Source organism: Streptomyces sp. P13-3-3, assembly GCF_050571355.1.
Taxonomy (GTDB): domain Bacteria; phylum Actinomycetota; class Actinomycetes; order Streptomycetales; family Streptomycetaceae; genus Streptomyces; species Streptomyces althioticus.
Map to the genome: position 1 here is coordinate 64,160 of NZ_CP192229.1, position 13,245 is coordinate 77,404.

At 73.0% G+C, this 13,245-nt stretch carries 16 protein-coding genes; 10 read left to right on the forward strand and 6 right to left on the reverse strand.

Annotation, left to right across the window (positions count from 1 at the left end; all coding sequences use genetic code 11):
• Positions 1-75 precede the first annotated feature (75 nt).
• The 6 genes from ACQZOG_RS26605 (at position 76) to ACQZOG_RS26630 (ending at position 4,952) form a co-directional block, all read left to right on the forward strand.
• The gene (locus ACQZOG_RS26605; RefSeq protein ID WP_033277893.1) at positions 76-585 is read left to right on the forward strand and encodes a flavin reductase family protein; all 510 of its coding nucleotides are present in this window, start codon (positions 76-78) and stop codon (positions 583-585) included.
• Between the two features lie 217 nt (positions 586-802).
• The gene (locus ACQZOG_RS26610; protein ID WP_033277892.1) at positions 803-1,591 is read left to right on the forward strand and encodes an electron transfer flavoprotein subunit beta/FixA family protein; all 789 of its coding nucleotides are present in this window, start codon (positions 803-805) and stop codon (positions 1,589-1,591) included.
• A gap of 61 nt (positions 1,592-1,652) precedes the next feature.
• Entirely contained in the window at positions 1,653-2,615 is a 963-nt protein-coding gene (locus ACQZOG_RS26615; protein ID WP_037638254.1) for an electron transfer flavoprotein subunit alpha/FixB family protein, read from the forward strand.
• Between the two features lie 210 nt (positions 2,616-2,825).
• A complete protein-coding gene (locus ACQZOG_RS26620; RefSeq protein ID WP_193456753.1) occupies positions 2,826-4,139 on the forward strand; it encodes a DUF6986 family protein in 1,314 nt (437 codons plus the stop codon).
• Positions 4,140-4,215: 76 nt separating this feature from the next.
• Positions 4,216-4,713, forward strand: a complete 498-nt coding sequence (locus ACQZOG_RS26625; protein ID WP_033277889.1) for a DUF2975 domain-containing protein — start codon at positions 4,216-4,218, stop codon at positions 4,711-4,713.
• Complete coding sequence (locus tag ACQZOG_RS26630) at positions 4,713-4,952, forward strand: helix-turn-helix domain-containing protein (protein WP_193467250.1); 240 nt, start codon at positions 4,713-4,715, stop codon at positions 4,950-4,952. The genes ACQZOG_RS26625 and ACQZOG_RS26630 overlap by 1 nt, the downstream gene beginning before the upstream one ends.
• A 190-nt stretch (positions 4,953-5,142) precedes the next feature.
• Here the strand turns inward: ACQZOG_RS26630 and ACQZOG_RS26635 are convergent, their stop codons facing one another.
• Positions 5,143-5,382: a hypothetical protein gene (locus ACQZOG_RS26635; RefSeq protein WP_193467249.1), complete on the reverse strand. Its 240-nt coding sequence runs from the start codon at positions 5,380-5,382 to the stop codon at positions 5,143-5,145.
• Positions 5,383-5,603: 221 nt separating this feature from the next.
• Here ACQZOG_RS26635 and ACQZOG_RS26640 point away from each other — a divergent pair, with 221 nt between their 5' ends.
• Positions 5,604-5,879 carry a hypothetical protein gene (locus ACQZOG_RS26640; RefSeq protein WP_430741899.1) on the forward strand — a complete coding sequence of 92 codons (276 nt, stop codon included), beginning with the start codon at positions 5,604-5,606 and terminating at the stop codon, positions 5,877-5,879.
• A 93-nt stretch (positions 5,880-5,972) separates the two neighbouring features.
• Here the strand turns inward: ACQZOG_RS26640 and ACQZOG_RS26645 are convergent, their stop codons facing one another.
• The 3 genes from ACQZOG_RS26645 to ACQZOG_RS26655 all read right to left on the reverse strand — a co-directional run bounded on the left by ACQZOG_RS26645 (position 5,973) and on the right by ACQZOG_RS26655 (position 9,243).
• Complete coding sequence (locus ACQZOG_RS26645) at positions 5,973-7,076, reverse strand: winged helix DNA-binding domain-containing protein (protein WP_430741900.1); 1,104 nt, start codon at positions 7,074-7,076, stop codon at positions 5,973-5,975.
• Positions 7,077-7,343: 267 nt separating this feature from the next.
• Positions 7,344-8,138 carry a hypothetical protein gene (locus tag ACQZOG_RS26650; RefSeq protein ID WP_193467247.1) on the reverse strand — a complete coding sequence of 265 codons (795 nt, stop codon included), beginning with the start codon at positions 8,136-8,138 and terminating at the stop codon, positions 7,344-7,346.
• A gap of 10 nt (positions 8,139-8,148) precedes the next feature.
• Positions 8,149-9,243 (reverse strand): LacI family DNA-binding transcriptional regulator, encoded by a 1,095-nt coding sequence (locus ACQZOG_RS26655; RefSeq protein WP_193455990.1) that lies wholly within the window; start codon positions 9,241-9,243, stop codon positions 8,149-8,151.
• A gap of 207 nt (positions 9,244-9,450) precedes the next feature.
• On the opposite strand from ACQZOG_RS26655, the gene ACQZOG_RS26660 reads away from it, so the two are divergent.
• The 3 genes from ACQZOG_RS26660 (at position 9,451) to ACQZOG_RS26670 (ending at position 12,155) form a co-directional block, all read left to right on the forward strand.
• On the forward strand, positions 9,451-10,413 hold the full coding sequence (locus ACQZOG_RS26660; RefSeq protein WP_033277681.1) for an ROK family protein: 963 nt from the start codon (positions 9,451-9,453) through the stop codon (positions 10,411-10,413).
• Between the two features lie 355 nt (positions 10,414-10,768).
• A complete protein-coding gene (locus tag ACQZOG_RS26665; protein ID WP_033277680.1) occupies positions 10,769-10,966 on the forward strand; it encodes a hypothetical protein in 198 nt (65 codons plus the stop codon).
• A 148-nt stretch (positions 10,967-11,114) separates the two neighbouring features.
• A complete protein-coding gene (locus ACQZOG_RS26670) occupies positions 11,115-12,155 on the forward strand; it encodes an NUDIX hydrolase (protein WP_033277679.1) in 1,041 nt (346 codons plus the stop codon).
• 344 nt (positions 12,156-12,499) lie between these two features.
• Here ACQZOG_RS26670 and ACQZOG_RS26675 read toward each other — a convergent pair whose 3' ends face one another.
• Positions 12,500-12,673: a hypothetical protein gene (locus ACQZOG_RS26675; RefSeq protein WP_286159909.1), complete on the reverse strand. Its 174-nt coding sequence runs from the start codon at positions 12,671-12,673 to the stop codon at positions 12,500-12,502.
• A gap of 32 nt (positions 12,674-12,705) precedes the next feature.
• Positions 12,706-13,050, reverse strand: coding sequence for a hypothetical protein (locus ACQZOG_RS26680; protein ID WP_286159908.1), 345 nt, complete (start codon positions 13,048-13,050; stop codon positions 12,706-12,708).
• Positions 13,051-13,245 lie beyond the last annotated feature (195 nt).

A 13,245-nucleotide genomic window follows, 5' to 3' on the forward strand; every position in this document is an offset into this window, starting at 1 on the left:
CCTCCCGCACGGGACGCGGCCGGGCCGGTGAGCAGCCGCACACCCGCTCGTGACCCCTCCCAGAAGGATTTCTTCATGACGGCAACGTCCGACCTCGGCGCCGCCCGGCCCGCCTCGCCCGACCTGCTGCGCTCCGTCTTCCGCCGGCACCCGGCGGGGGTCGCGGTGGTCACGGCGCGCGGCCGTTCCGGTCCGGTCGGCTTCACCGCCACCTCCCTCGCCTCCGTGTCCGCGGAGCCGCCGATGCTGTCGTTCGGCGTGTCCACGGGCGGTTCCAGCTGGCCCGCGATGGCGGAGACCGACCATGTCGGCGTGCATCTGCTGGGCGAGCACCAGCAGGACCTCGCGGAGACCTTCGCGCGCCGCGGCGCCGACCGTTTCGGTCCGGGCACGGCGTGGCGGGAGGGGCCGGAGGGTGTGCCGGTGCTCGACGACGTGCCGGCGTGGATGGTGTGCCGGGTGGCGGCGCGGGTGCCCGCGGGCGACCACCGGATCGTGGTGGCCGAGGTGCTGCTCGGGGACCCCACGGGCCACGGCCGCCCCCTCGTCTACCACCAGGGACGCTTCGGCGGACTGCCCGACTGAGACGTGGGGACGCCGGTCGCGGGCCGGAGGAGTTCCGGTTACGCTGCGTTGCGAAGGTCACAGTTCAAAGCGCTTGCTTAGCGGGCAGGAACTGAGTGTACTGACGAGTAATATTTCGGTCGGAGCGTGGGTCGCCCCGACCGGGACCGCCCGCTTGAGGCGCCTATGCTGCCTGCAGGCAGGCAGCCAGAAATGACGATGCAGTAGGAGAGCCGGCGTGAGCTTGAGGATCGTTGTCACTGTGAAGTACGTGCCCGACGCCACTGGCGACCGGCACTTCGCCGATGACCTGACCGTCGACCGTGACGACGTGGACGGTCTGCTCTCCGAGCTGGACGAGTACGCGGTCGAGCAGGCGCTGCAGATCGCGGAGAACTCGGACGACGACGTGGAGGTCACCGTCCTGACCGTGGGTCCCGAGGACGCCAAGGACGCGCTGCGCAAGGCGCTGTCCATGGGCGCCGACAAGGCCATCCACGTCGAGGACGACGACCTGCACGGCACGGACGCCATCGGTACCTCCCTGGTGCTGGCCAAGGCCGTCGAGAAGGCGGGTTACGACCTGGTCGTCTCCGGCATGGCCTCCACCGACGGCACCATGGGCGTCGTCCCGGCACTGCTCGCGGAGCGCCTCGGCGTGCCGCAGGTGACGCTCCTGTCCGAGGTGAACGTCGAGGACGGCAAGGTCACCGGCCGCCGCGACGGCGACGCCGCCTCCGAGCAGCTCGAGGCCTCCCTCCCCGCGGTCGTGTCGGTCACCGACCAGTCGGGCGAGGCCCGCTACCCGTCCTTCAAGGGCATCATGGCGGCCAAGAAGAAGCCGGTGGAGTCCTGGGACCTCTCCGACCTCGACATCGACGAGGACGAGGTCGGCCTGGAGAACGCCTACACCACGGTGGAGTCGGCGTCCGAGCGCCCGGCCCGTACCGCGGGCACGATCGTCAAGGACGAGGGCGAGGGCGGCAAGCAGCTCGCCGAGTTCCTCGCGAGCCAGAAGTTCATCTGAGCCGCAAGGCACGGCTCGCTTCCCGCCCCTCATACTTCGCAAGCAGGAGAGAAGAAGTCCCATGGCTGAAGTTCTCGTCTACGTCGACCACGTGGACGGCGCCGTCCGCAAGCCGACCCTGGAGCTGCTGACCCTCGCCCGCCGCGTCGGCGAGCCGGTCGCCGTGGCGCTGGGCAACGGCGCCGGCGACACCGTCGCCACGCTCGCCGAGCACGGCGCTATCAAGGTCCTCACCCACGAGGCCGCCGAGTACGCCGACTACCTGGTCGTGCCGAAGGTCGACGCCCTCCAGGCCGCCCACCAGGCCGTCTCCCCGGCCGCCGTGCTGGTCTCGTCCTCCGCCGAGGGCAAGGAGATCGCCGCCCGCCTGGCGCTGCGTCTCGGCTCCGGCATCATCACCGACGCCGTCGACCTCGAGGCCGGCGACGAGGGCCCGGTGGCCACCCAGTCGGTGTTCGCCGCGAGCTACACCACCAAGTCCCGTGTCTCCAAGGGCACCCCGGTCATCACGGTCAAGCCGAACTCGGCCGCCGTGGAGGCCGCCCCGGCCGCCGGCGCGGTCGAGTCCCTGAGCGTCACGTTCTCCGAGCAGGCGACCGGCACCAAGGTCACCGGCCGCACGCCGCGTGAGTCGACCGGCCGTCCGGAGCTCACCGAGGCCGCGATCGTCGTCTCCGGCGGCCGCGGAGTCAACGGCGCGGAGAACTTCTCGATCATCGAGGCCCTCGCCGACTCGCTCGGCGCGGCCGTCGGCGCCTCGCGTGCCGCCGTCGACGCCGGCTGGTACCCGCACACCAACCAGGTCGGCCAGACCGGCAAGTCGGTCTCGCCGCAGCTGTACATCGCCAACGGCATCTCCGGCGCGATCCAGCACCGCGCCGGCATGCAGACCTCGAAGACCATCGTGGCCGTCAACAAGGACGCCGAGGCTCCGATCTTCGAGCTCGTCGACTTCGGTGTCGTCGGCGACCTGTTCGACGTCGTCCCGCAGCTGACCGAGGAGATCAAGACCCGCAAGGGCTGATCACCTCCGGAACCGTCCGAGGCCCCCGCGACCGCACCGGTCGCGGGGGCCTCGTCGCGTTCCGCCGGGCCCGCTGGCGGGCCGGACCGGCCCGTAGGACGGTGTTGACCGTCGTGGAGACCGGCGGATACCGTCCTTCAACGAATTGTTGAAATGGCGTCGCGGAAACGCGGTGCCGGGTTCCGGATCGCGGACGTCTGGGAGGGTGGCATGGGCCAAGGGCAGCAGGAGCGGGTGCCGACGAGTCTGGCGGGCGCCGTCGCCGAGGAGATCGGCGCCTCCCTCGCACCGGTCGACGCCGCACTGGAGCGCCTGTACCCCGGGGACCCGGGAACCCGTCAGCCCGTCCACACCGTGTACGTCCCCGGCGACCGGTTCACCGCGGACACCGTGCGCGAGTGGGGCGACCAGGCCCTCGCGGCGCTGGACGACCACGCGCCCGACGCGGCCTCGTTCGGCGCCGTCCTCGGGATGGACGGCGCCCTCGCCGAGGACGTGTACGCCCGGGTCCGCGCCAAGCTGGAGCGCGAACCGGTCGAGGACCTGCGCGTCGACTTCGAGGACGGCTACGGTCACCGCCCCGACGCCGAGGAGGACGAGACCGCCGCCCGCGCCGCACGGCTGGTCGCCGAGGCCGCCGCGCACGGCACACCGGCCACCGCGGCCCCCTGGGCCGGCATCCGCATGAAGTGCATGGAGGCGGCCGTCCGCGACCGCGGCATCCGCACCCTCGACATCTTCCTCACCGGCCTGATGCGGGCCGGCGGACTGCCCGACGGCCTCGTCCTCACCCTCCCCAAGGTCACCTACGCCGAGCAGGTCACCGCCATGGCGAGGCTGCTCGACGCCTTCGAGAAGACCTGGGGCCTCGCACCCGGCCGCATCGGCTTCGAGATCCAGATCGAGACCAGCCAGTCCATCCTGGCCGCCGACGGAACCGCCACCGTCGCCCGCATGATCCAGGCCGCCGACGGCCGCGCCACCGGACTGCACTACGGCACCTTCGACTACAGCGCCTGCCTCGGCGTCTCGGCCGCGCACCAGTCCTCCGACCACCCCGCCGCCGACCACGCCAAGGCCGTCATGCAGGTCGCCGCCGCCGGCACGGGGGTCCGCCTCTCCGACGGCTCCACCAACGTGCTGCCGGTCGGCCCCACGGAGCAGGTCCACGCCGCCTGGCGCCTCCACCACGGTCTCGTCCGCCGCGCCCTCGCCCGCGCCTACTACCAGGGCTGGGACATGCACCCCGGCCACCTCCCCACCCGCTACGCCGCCGTCTTCGCCTTCTACCGGGAGGGCTTCGCGACGGCCGCCGCCCGTCTCCGGCGGTACGCAGAACAGTCCGGCGGGGACGTGATGGACGAGCCGGCCACGGCGAAGGCTCTCGCGGGGTATCTGCTGCGCGGCCTGGACTGCGGCGCCCTGGACGAGGCGGAGGTGGCGCGGGATAGCGGCTTGGACCGCGACGGGCTGGAGGGTTTCGCCTCACCCCGGCGAGGAGGCCTGACCGTCTCGGCCCAGTGACGGACCGGCCGCCCGGAATTGCGCGGGCTATCGAAAATCGATAGATTCCCATCGTGCTTCGAGTGGAGGAGTGGCGATGGGACAGGTAACCGTGCTCGCGCTGCGCGCGGTGATCGCGGCGCTGCTGGCGGGCTCCCTGGCGGTGCAGACGCTGATGGTGCCGCTGCTGGCGAGCGACCTCGACGGGCTGGACGAGCGGTACGCCTACGTGCGGACCCCGCTCCTGGCCGTCGTCGTGCTCATCGTGCTGGCCGCACAGACCGTGCTGATCTGCGTCTGGCGGCTGGTGACCATGGCTCGCCGCGGCACGGTCTTCTCCTACGCCGCCTTCCGCTACGTCCACATCGTGATCGGCGCGTTCGTCGCCGCGGCCCTGCTGGTCTTCACGCTCGGCGCGCTGCTGGCGCCCGGGGAGGCCGTCGCGCCCGGCGTCGTGCTCCTGGTCGGCGGGGTCGGCCTGGCCGTCGGGGGCATCGCGCTCGTCGTGCTGGTCCTGCGGATGCTGCTGGCCCAGGCCGTGGCGCGGGAGCTGGAGGCCTCCCGGATGCGGGCCGAGCTGGCCGAGGTGATCTGATGCCGATCGCCGTCGACATCGACGTGATGCTCGCCCGGCGCAAGATGTCCGTGGGCGAACTCGCCGAACGCGTCGGCATCACCCCGGCGAACCTGGCCGTCCTGAAGAACGGCCGGGCGAAGGCGGTCCGCTTCACGACGCTCGCCGCACTGTGCGAAGTACTGGAGTGCCAACCGGGAGATCTGCTGCGGTACGAGCCCGACCACGCGCCGGCGGAACCGGCGACGAACCGGGCGTAGCTGTTCGGCTCCGCCGGTACGGAGGGCGTGGGGGGCGGTCCCCTCTTCCATGGCCGGCACCTGCGCTTCCGGTGTGGCGGATGACGCCGCGCCTGTCTCCGGGGGCCGGTCCTCGCGGAGCTCGGTGGCACCCTGCTGCTCGCGTACGGCGTGGGCGCGGGACACGTCTGGACGGTGGCGGTCCTCGAGTTCACCCCGGAACTGCGCCCCTGAGCGCAACGGCGCCGCAGGTGCCCCCGGCCACGAGCCCGTACTCGGCGACCCGTTCGGCGCCGTGCTCCGCCGCTGCTGGGAGGGCGGCGGCCGCGACCTGGCCTTCGAGGTGGTGGGGCGCGACGACGGCTTCATCATCGCGTAGGACGCCGGCAAGTACTTCGAGCCGCAGGAGCAGTGGCCGCAGACGGAACAGTGGGCGGTCGAGCGCGCTCACGGCCGGGTCCTCGACGTAGGCTGCAGCGCCGGACGCCACGGTCTGGCGCTCCCGCAGTCCGGGCACGAAGTCCTCGACGTGGACTCGACGCGATTCAGGCCGAGTTCACGGGTCTGCCGGAGGGCATCGGCCGCTTCGACTCGTTCCTGCTGCTCGGCAACGGCACCGGTCTGCTCGGCACTCCGGAGCGGGCCCGCGCGATCCTCGACGCGCTCGCCGAGGTGGCCGCTCCCGGCGCGCTGCTGTTCGGCGACGGCCTCGACGTCCCCACGCCGCCCGACCGGCTCAGCTACGAGCAGTGGAACAGCGAGCGCGGCCGCCCCGAGGGGTTCGTCCGTATCCGGCTGCGCGACCGGCTCCTGGCGAGCGACTGGTTCGAGTACGCGATGATCCCGCCGTCGGACCTGGACCGGATCCTCGAAGGCACCCGGTGGGAGCTGAAGTCGGTGGAGAAGTCGGCGGTGCACTACCTGGCGACGCTGCGTCTGCGGGACTGAACGGGCGCGGACGGCGCACAGGGGCGGCGGGCGCCCGGAGAGATCCTCTCCGGGCGCCCGCCGCCGTATGCCCTGCCGCCGTGCGTCCCGCCGTCACACGAAACGTACGTTCCGCTCCTCCGCGTCCTCTCCGGCGAAGGCCAGCAGCGCCTCGCCCTCGGCGAGCACCTGCTTCCTGTCGGACGCGGCGAACGGCGCGAACGGCTCGATCTCCAGCGTCACCGCCTTCTTGGCGCGCACCAGGCGCCAGCGGCCCGCGACCTTGCCGTCCACGAGCACGGTGGCCGCGACGCCTCCGTTGCGGGTGTTGGTGATCGCCCGGTGCTCGTCGCTGATCACCCGGGTGCGGTCGGCGTGGGCCACCAGGAGATTGTCGAACTCGGGCAGGAACCGCACCGGCGCGGGCGTGCCGGCGTCGGGACGCGGCGCATCGGGCAGGTCGAACAGCTCGACGCCGGACTCCGCCGAGCGGAACGTCACCAGTTTCGGGCGCAGTTCGTCCACCGGCTGCTTGAGCCGTGTCAGTCCCGACCAGGCCTGGATGTCCTTGACGGAGGCCGGGCCGAACGCCGCGAGGTAGCGCAGGATCATCTCAGAGGGCCCGTCGGACTCCGGCAGCGGCGTGCCGAGCCAGGAGTCCACGGTGGCCAGCGGGGTCGAGCCGCCCGTGCCCCAGGTGCCGCCGGGCGGCACGTAGACCGTGGGCAGCAGGTACTGCACCGAGTGCAGCAGCGAAGTGGCGTTGCGCTCGGGCCACTTCGCCGCCAGGGCTTTGCGCAGCTCCACGTTGGTGGAGTACCGCTCATCGAGGACCGAGGCGCAGAACGCGGCCAGTTCGCCGAGGTCCATCCCCTCGGTGTCACGCCGGAAGAACCCGCGCTGCGCCCTGTCGTGCACGGGCTGCAGGACGGGCCGCAGCCGCAGGAAGTCCCGTGCCGTCACCACGTGCAGCGTGCCGCGCATCAGCCCGCCGCGTACGGCCTTGCGGCTGGTCAGAAGCTCGGTGAGATCCGTGATCGCGAACGTGGACAGCCGCGACCACAGGCCCAGGTAGGGCGGGTTGGCCAGCTGGCCCTGGAGACCGACCAGGTGCTCCATGGCCTCGGTGGCCGTCATGGCGTGCCGTCGCAGCAGCAGCTGGCGGGCGAGGGTGGCACGGCCCAGTGCCCTGTTGTCGAGCACTTCGGGGTCCGGCATGCGATCCACTGTCCCTGTGTCCTCTCGCTCAGGTACGTCCGGTGAGCCTGCCCTCCCAGACGCGGCTCATATCCGACGTGTCGTGCCGCAGGAAGCGTGACCGGGTGCGCCACCGGCCGCCGCCCGCGCCTGCCAGTGCCGCAGCGCCTTGCCGGCGTAGCGGGCCAGGCCGGAGCGGGTGCCCTCGATGTGTGGCGTCAGGTTCGCGCGCCGCCTCCTGGGCCGGGCGCGCCCCGAGAGGCCGGGTGCCTGGGTGGCACGGGTGCGCTAAGTCCGGGGCGGGTCCGACGGGGCGCCCTGTTCCGCGCCGCCGGGAGGCGTCACGTACCGCTCCAGCCCGCCGGTCGTCACCAGCCCCTCCTCGGCGAACAGCCGTGTCCCCTTCTCACAGAGCGCGCGGTCCGCGGACGCGCGGGCGGTGAACTCCTGCGGCGTGGTGCCGAACAGGTCCCGCAGGCGAGGGAGAGTCGCCAGGAGGTTGGTCAGCAGGGGGCGTTGACCGGGGTGGGTGCGGGGGGCGCCGGCGCCGTCGTGGAGGACGCCTCGTCGGTTGACGTAGGCGTACGCGCCGGGGAGCGTGCTGCCGTCGGGCAGTTCGACCCGCGCGTCCGGCGCCGGCAGCCACGCGCGGCGGAAGTTGCCGTGGGGCAGCGGAACGCCTTCGCTCGCGTCGATCACCGTGAGCTGCCGGGCGTCCAGCCAGAGCACGAACAGCTCGCTCACCCGCCCCGGCGTCGCCACGGGGGAGTTGGAGACGTAGCCCATGAGGCTCACGTGGGCCGAGACGCCGATGCCGACGCCCGTCACCCGGGCCCGCACCATGGGCAGCGGTGTGGTGATCCCCGCGCCGGTCAGCTTGTGGCGCAGTTGCCCGGGGCAGGCGTTGGAGCCGATCGAGATCACCGGCACCCGGTCCTCGAACGCCCACCGGTCCAGCGGCAGCATCCGGTCCCCGTCGAGCAGCCCCGACTCGCGCGGCCAGGCGCCCGGATACTCCAGCGGATGCTCGCGCGGCACCACGTCAAGCCCCAGCGCCGCCAGCGTACGGTCCTCCGTCGGCACCGATCCCGCCTCAGTCCGCCGGGGGCAGCTCGCCCGAGCCGCGGGTGATCAGACGGGTCGGCAGCTCGATGCGCTCCGGGGCGATCAGCGTGCCGTCGAGCTGGCGGAACAGCCGCTCGGCGGCGGTCCGGCCGAGGGCGGCGGCGTCCTGCGCGACGACCGTGACGCCGGGCTGCAGCAGATCGGCCAGCTCGATGTCGTCGAAACCGACGAGGGCGACCGGGCGGGCGTGCTCGGCCAGCACCCGGATCACCGTGACCGTCACCCGGTTGTTGCCCGTGAAGATGGCGGTGACCGGCTCAGGTCCGGAGAGCATCTCCCGCGCCGCCCGGCGCACCCGCTCGGGGTCCGTGACGCCCAGCGACATCCACGCGTCCGCCACCGGTATCCCCGCGTCCTCCATGGCGGTGCGGTAGCCCCGCAGCCGCTCGGCCGCCGTGTGGATGCGGGGCATGTCGCCGATGAAGCCGATCCTGCGGTGCCCGTGCGCGATCAGATGGCGCACGCCGTCGCGCGCGCCCCCGAAGTTGTCCGACACCACCACGTCCGCGTCGATGTGCCCCGCCGGACGGTCGACGAACACCGTGGCGACGCCGGCCTTGATCTCCGGCTCAAGGTAGCGGTGGTCGTCGCCGGCCGGGATCACCACCAGGCCGTCCACCCGGCGGGCGCACAGCGCCAGCACCAACTCCTGCTCACGGTCGGCGTCCTCCGCGCTCGACCCGTTGATCAGCAGCGCGCCGTGGGCGCGGGCCACCTCCTCCACGGCCCGGCTCAGCGGGCCGTAGAACGGGTCAGCGAGGTCCTCCAGGACCAGGCCGATGCTGGCGGTCCGCCCTTTGCGCAGCACCCGCGCGCTGTCGTTGCGGCGGAAGCCGAGCGCCTCGATCGCCTCCTGCACCCGCCGCTCGGTCTCCGGCGTCACGCCCGGCTCGCCGTTCACCACACGCGAGACCGTCTTCAGGCCTACCCCGGCCCGCGCGGCCACGTCCTTCATCGTCGGACGGTTGCCGTATCGGGTCCCTGGGAAGCGGTCGGTGCGGCGGGTCGTCTCCGGCACGATGCGGTGTCCTGTCCTGTCGGCCACGGGGATGCGTGAGTCCATGGGCTTGTATGAGGATGTGGCGTCGAGCATAGAGCCTGGACAACGTTGTCAGGCTCGGGGGACACTGTCCGACGCACACTCCGGCCCGCACCTCACCGCTCGACCGGGCCGTTGCCCGTGTTCCATGTGTTGCCTCCTGGTCGCGCATGGCCGTTCTCAGCGTGTTCTCTGATGGTTTCCGATGGTTGACGGGGAGATCCGACTCTGATGCACACCGACCTCGTGGCTGCGCTCGACATCGGCGGCACCAAGATCGCCGGCGCGCTGGTGGACCGTGAGGGCCGGATCCTGGCCCGCGCCCAGCGGCCGACCCCGGCGCAGGAGGACGGCGACACCGTCATGGCGGCCGTCGGGGCGGTGATCGGCGACCTCGCCGCGTCCCCCCTCTGGGAGCGCGCGAGCGCGGTCGGCATCGGCAGCGCGGGACCCGTCGACGCCTCCGCCGGCACGGTGAGCCCGGTCAACGTGCCCGGGTGGCGCGACTATCCGCTGGTCGCGCAGGTGCGGGACGCGGTCGGCGGGCTGCCCGTCGAGCTGATCGGCGACGGGGTGGCCATCACGGCCGCCGAACACTGGCAGGGCGCCGCCCGCGGCCACGACAACGCGCTGTGCATGGTCGTCTCCACGGGGGTCGGTGGCGGCCTGGTGCTCGGCGGGCGGCTGCACCCGGGACCCACCGGCAACGCGGGACACATCGGCCACATCAGCGTGGACCTCGACGGCGACCCGTGCCCGTGCGGGGCGCGCGGCTGCGTGGAGAGGATCGCGAGCGGTCCCCACATCGCGCGGCGCGCGCTGGAGAACGGCTGGCGGCCCGGCCCGGACGGCGACACCTCCGCCGCCGCGGTGGCCGCCGCCGCCCGCGCCGGCGACCCGGTCGCCGTGGCCTCCTTCGAGCGGGCGGCCCGCGCCCTCGCCGCCGGCATCGCGGCGACGGCGACCCTCGTCGAGATCGACATCGCGGTGATCGGCGGAGGCGTGGGCAAGGCGGGCGAGGTGCTGTTCGCCCCGCTGCGGAAGGCGCTGACCGAGTTCGCCACGCTGTCCTTCGTCCGGCGCCTCACGGTCGTCCCGGCCCAGACCGGCACGGACGCGGGTCTCGTGGGCGCGGCAGCGGCGGCGCTGATGGGGCGGACGGACGCGGCGGACGCGGCGGTTGCCGGGGTGTGAGGGGCGCGGCCGGGATCGACCCGGGCGGGTCGGAGGAGGCGCCGGCCGGGATTGACAGGGGCGGGTCGGAGGCGGCCCCGGCCGGGATTGACAGGGGCGGGTCGGAGGCGGCCCCGGCCGGGATTGACCGAGGCGGGTCGGAGACGGGTCCGGCCGGCCCGGGCCGGGGTGGTTCCGGGCGTGGCTGGAGCGCCACCGGGTCGAGTCCGGCCGGGGGCTGGCTCGGGCCGTGCGCAGGGCGGTGTCCGGGCGCGAGCACCGACGCGTCCGAGCCCCCGAGCCCGGCCGGAGACAGGTCCGGGCGCTCGGGGAAGCGAGCCGTGACCGAACGGCCCGTTCCACAGTTGAGCCGGGCATGAAGAAGCGCAGCATGCTCGCCATCGCCTCCCTCGCCACCGGTTTCGTCGTCGCGGCCGTCACCCCGTCGCACGCGCTCACCGAGACCCCCGCCCTCGGCACGCTCGACGTCGAGAACACGCTCGACTCCCTCGACCGCACGGTCGGGGAGAACAACACCTTGGAGCTGGACATCGACCGGGACGGCAACGCCTGACGGGCCCCACGCGGCGTCGAAGGCGGCGCCGGCACCCCTCCTCCACGACGGGGCGCCGGCGCCGCCTTCATGTGTTCTCAACTCGATCTGGTTTCCGTGGCAGGGTGGAACGGGCAAGCCTCAGGGGGCCAACAGAAGAGGGGGAACCGTGATCGTCTGGATCAACGGGGCGTACGGTGCGGGGAAGACCTCCACCGCGCGCGAACTGATCGAGCTGATCCCGAACAGCACGCTCTTCGACCCCGAGGTCATCGGCGGAGCACTGGACCGGCTGCTCCCGCCCAAGCACCTCGCCGAGGTCGGCGACTTCCAGGACCTCCCGATCTGGCGACGCCTCGTGATCGACACCGCGGCCGCGATGCTCGCCGAGCTCGGCGGGACCCTGGTGGTCCCCATGACCCTGCTGCGCCAGGAGTACCGAGACGAGATCTTCGGCGGCCTCGCCGCCCGGCGCATACCGGTCCGTCATGTCCTGCTCGCCCCGGCCGAAACGATCCTGCGGGAACGGATAGCCGGCCGCGAGGTCCCGGAGGACCTCCCCGACGGGGAGATGCGGGTGCGGCAGTGGTCGTACGACCACATCGAACCGTTCAAGGCGGCGCTCGCCGCGTGGCTCACCGCCGACGCCTACCCGGTCGACAGCGGCAGTCTCAGCCCGCGCGACACCGCCCGCCGCATCGCCGAGGCGGTCGGCAGCGGGGAGGTGCCCGCCTGCGACATCGTGCAGACGCCCGAGCCGACGGCGGAGACCGTCGCCGCGGGCGTGCTGCTCTTCGACGAGCAGGACCGGGTGCTGCTCGTCGACCCCACCTACAAGGCCGGCTGGGAGTTCCCCGGCGGGGTCGTCGAACGCGGTGAGGCTCCCGCCCGGGCGGGCATGCGGGAGGTCGCGGAGGAGACCGGCATACGGCTCGACGACGTGCCGGCCCTCCTCGTCGTCGACTGGGAGCCGCCCGCGCCACCCGCCTTCGGCGGACTCCGGCTGCTGTTCGACGGCGGCCGCCTCGACTCCGAGGACGCCGGCCGCATGCTGCTGCCCGGCCCCGAACTCCGCGCCTGGCGCTTCGCCTCCGAGGCGGAGGCGGCCCACTTGCTGCCCCCGGTCCGCTACGAACGCCTGAGGCGCGCGCTGCGGGCCCGCGAACGCGGGCGGGCGATGTACCTGGAGGGCGGAGTGCCGGTGGGGTGAGGGGTTGGACGCCCTTTGGGCCGTCGCCCCCTGTCCTTCGGCGGCTCGCGTGACGCGTGAGTCGCGTTGCCGGGGTGGTCGGTGGTGGGGGGCGGGGTACGGGTGAGCCTGTCGGCTTGGTGCGCCCGGTGTGCCCGTCGCGGATCGGCGGGCGGCGGGTGTGCCGCACGCGTGCGGCGTCTGTCTCCCAAGGCGCCGAGGGGAGCACTCCCGCGCGGGCATGTGAAGCGGGGTGGCGTAGGCCTCAGGGGGTCGTGTGCTTGTTGGCCCCGGTGCCCTAGCTCAGACACCAGCCGCAAAGTAGCGACGAGTGAAGCTCAGGCCGCAGGTTGGTCGGGTGTCACTCACCAGAGTGGGTTGACGCGGTACTCATACTCGCGGTGGGCCTTGCGCTGTGCCGGGATCGCCGGCGCGTTGGGTGTGCCGTCGAGGGGCTGACAACGGGCGAGAAGCTGGCGGTGGATCGCGGGCGCGTCGCTGACGCGCAGGGTGTAGCCCTGGCCTCGCCGTACGGTCACGCCCTGGTCGAGCACGGCGCGCTCGGCGGGCTTCAGGTCGGCCGCGCGTAGGAAGTCGGCGACCTTGCCCGGCAGATCGAGGGGGCCAGCAGCTCCGGAGCCGGGGCGTCCAGGTCGACGACGGTGTAGTCGGGCAGGAGGTCGGCGACGGCGGTACGGACGGCGCCGCGGCTGACGGCGTACTCGCGGGCGAGGCTGGGGATGGACTGGCCGCCCAGGTGCGACGACGTGCGCACGTGGTCGGTCTTGTCGGCCGGGATGGCCGGGCGGCGACCGCCCTTGCTGCCCTTGGCCTCGGCGGCCCGTAGTCCGTCGTAGGTCAGCTCGCGCTGGAGGTCGCGCCGGAGTTCACCGGCGGCGGCGAGGGTCTGCACCATGAACTGCACGGTGGACAGCAGCTCGTCGGTGCGCGGGCGGCGGGCATGAGGTCCATCGCGGAGAACGCGCCGTGGTGGATGCGCAGGGCGAGACGGTCGCGGTGAAGGGCGTCGAGCACCTCGAGGACGTGCTGGGTGCCGCGTACGCGGCGGAACATGTCGCCGATGTGCACGGTGTCGCCCGGTCGCGCGCGT

What these genes read in the sequence shown, in the direction of transcription:
- ACQZOG_RS26605 (WP_033277893.1), top strand. Translation starts at nt 76, where the DNA reads ATGACGGCAACGTCCGACCTCGGCGCCGCCCGGCCCGCCTCGCCCGAC.
- ACQZOG_RS26615 (WP_037638254.1), top strand. Translation starts at nt 1,653, where the DNA reads ATGGCTGAAGTTCTCGTCTACGTCGACCACGTGGACGGCGCCGTCCGC.
- ACQZOG_RS26620 (WP_193456753.1), top strand. Translation starts at nt 2,826, where the DNA reads ATGGGCCAAGGGCAGCAGGAGCGGGTGCCGACGAGTCTGGCGGGCGCC.
- ACQZOG_RS26625 (WP_033277889.1), top strand. Translation starts at nt 4,216, where the DNA reads ATGGGACAGGTAACCGTGCTCGCGCTGCGCGCGGTGATCGCGGCGCTG.
- ACQZOG_RS26630 (WP_193467250.1), top strand. Translation starts at nt 4,713, where the DNA reads ATGCCGATCGCCGTCGACATCGACGTGATGCTCGCCCGGCGCAAGATG.
- ACQZOG_RS26645 (WP_430741900.1), bottom strand. Translation starts at nt 7,076, where the DNA reads ATGCCGGACCCCGAAGTGCTCGACAACAGGGCACTGGGCCGTGCCACC.
- ACQZOG_RS26655 (WP_193455990.1), bottom strand. Translation starts at nt 9,243, where the DNA reads ATGGACTCACGCATCCCCGTGGCCGACAGGACAGGACACCGCATCGTG.
- ACQZOG_RS26660 (WP_033277681.1), top strand. Translation starts at nt 9,451, where the DNA reads ATGCACACCGACCTCGTGGCTGCGCTCGACATCGGCGGCACCAAGATC.
- ACQZOG_RS26665 (WP_033277680.1), top strand. Translation starts at nt 10,769, where the DNA reads ATGAAGAAGCGCAGCATGCTCGCCATCGCCTCCCTCGCCACCGGTTTC.
- ACQZOG_RS26680 (WP_286159908.1), bottom strand. Translation starts at nt 13,050, where the DNA reads ATGGTGCAGACCCTCGCCGCCGCCGGTGAACTCCGGCGCGACCTCCAG.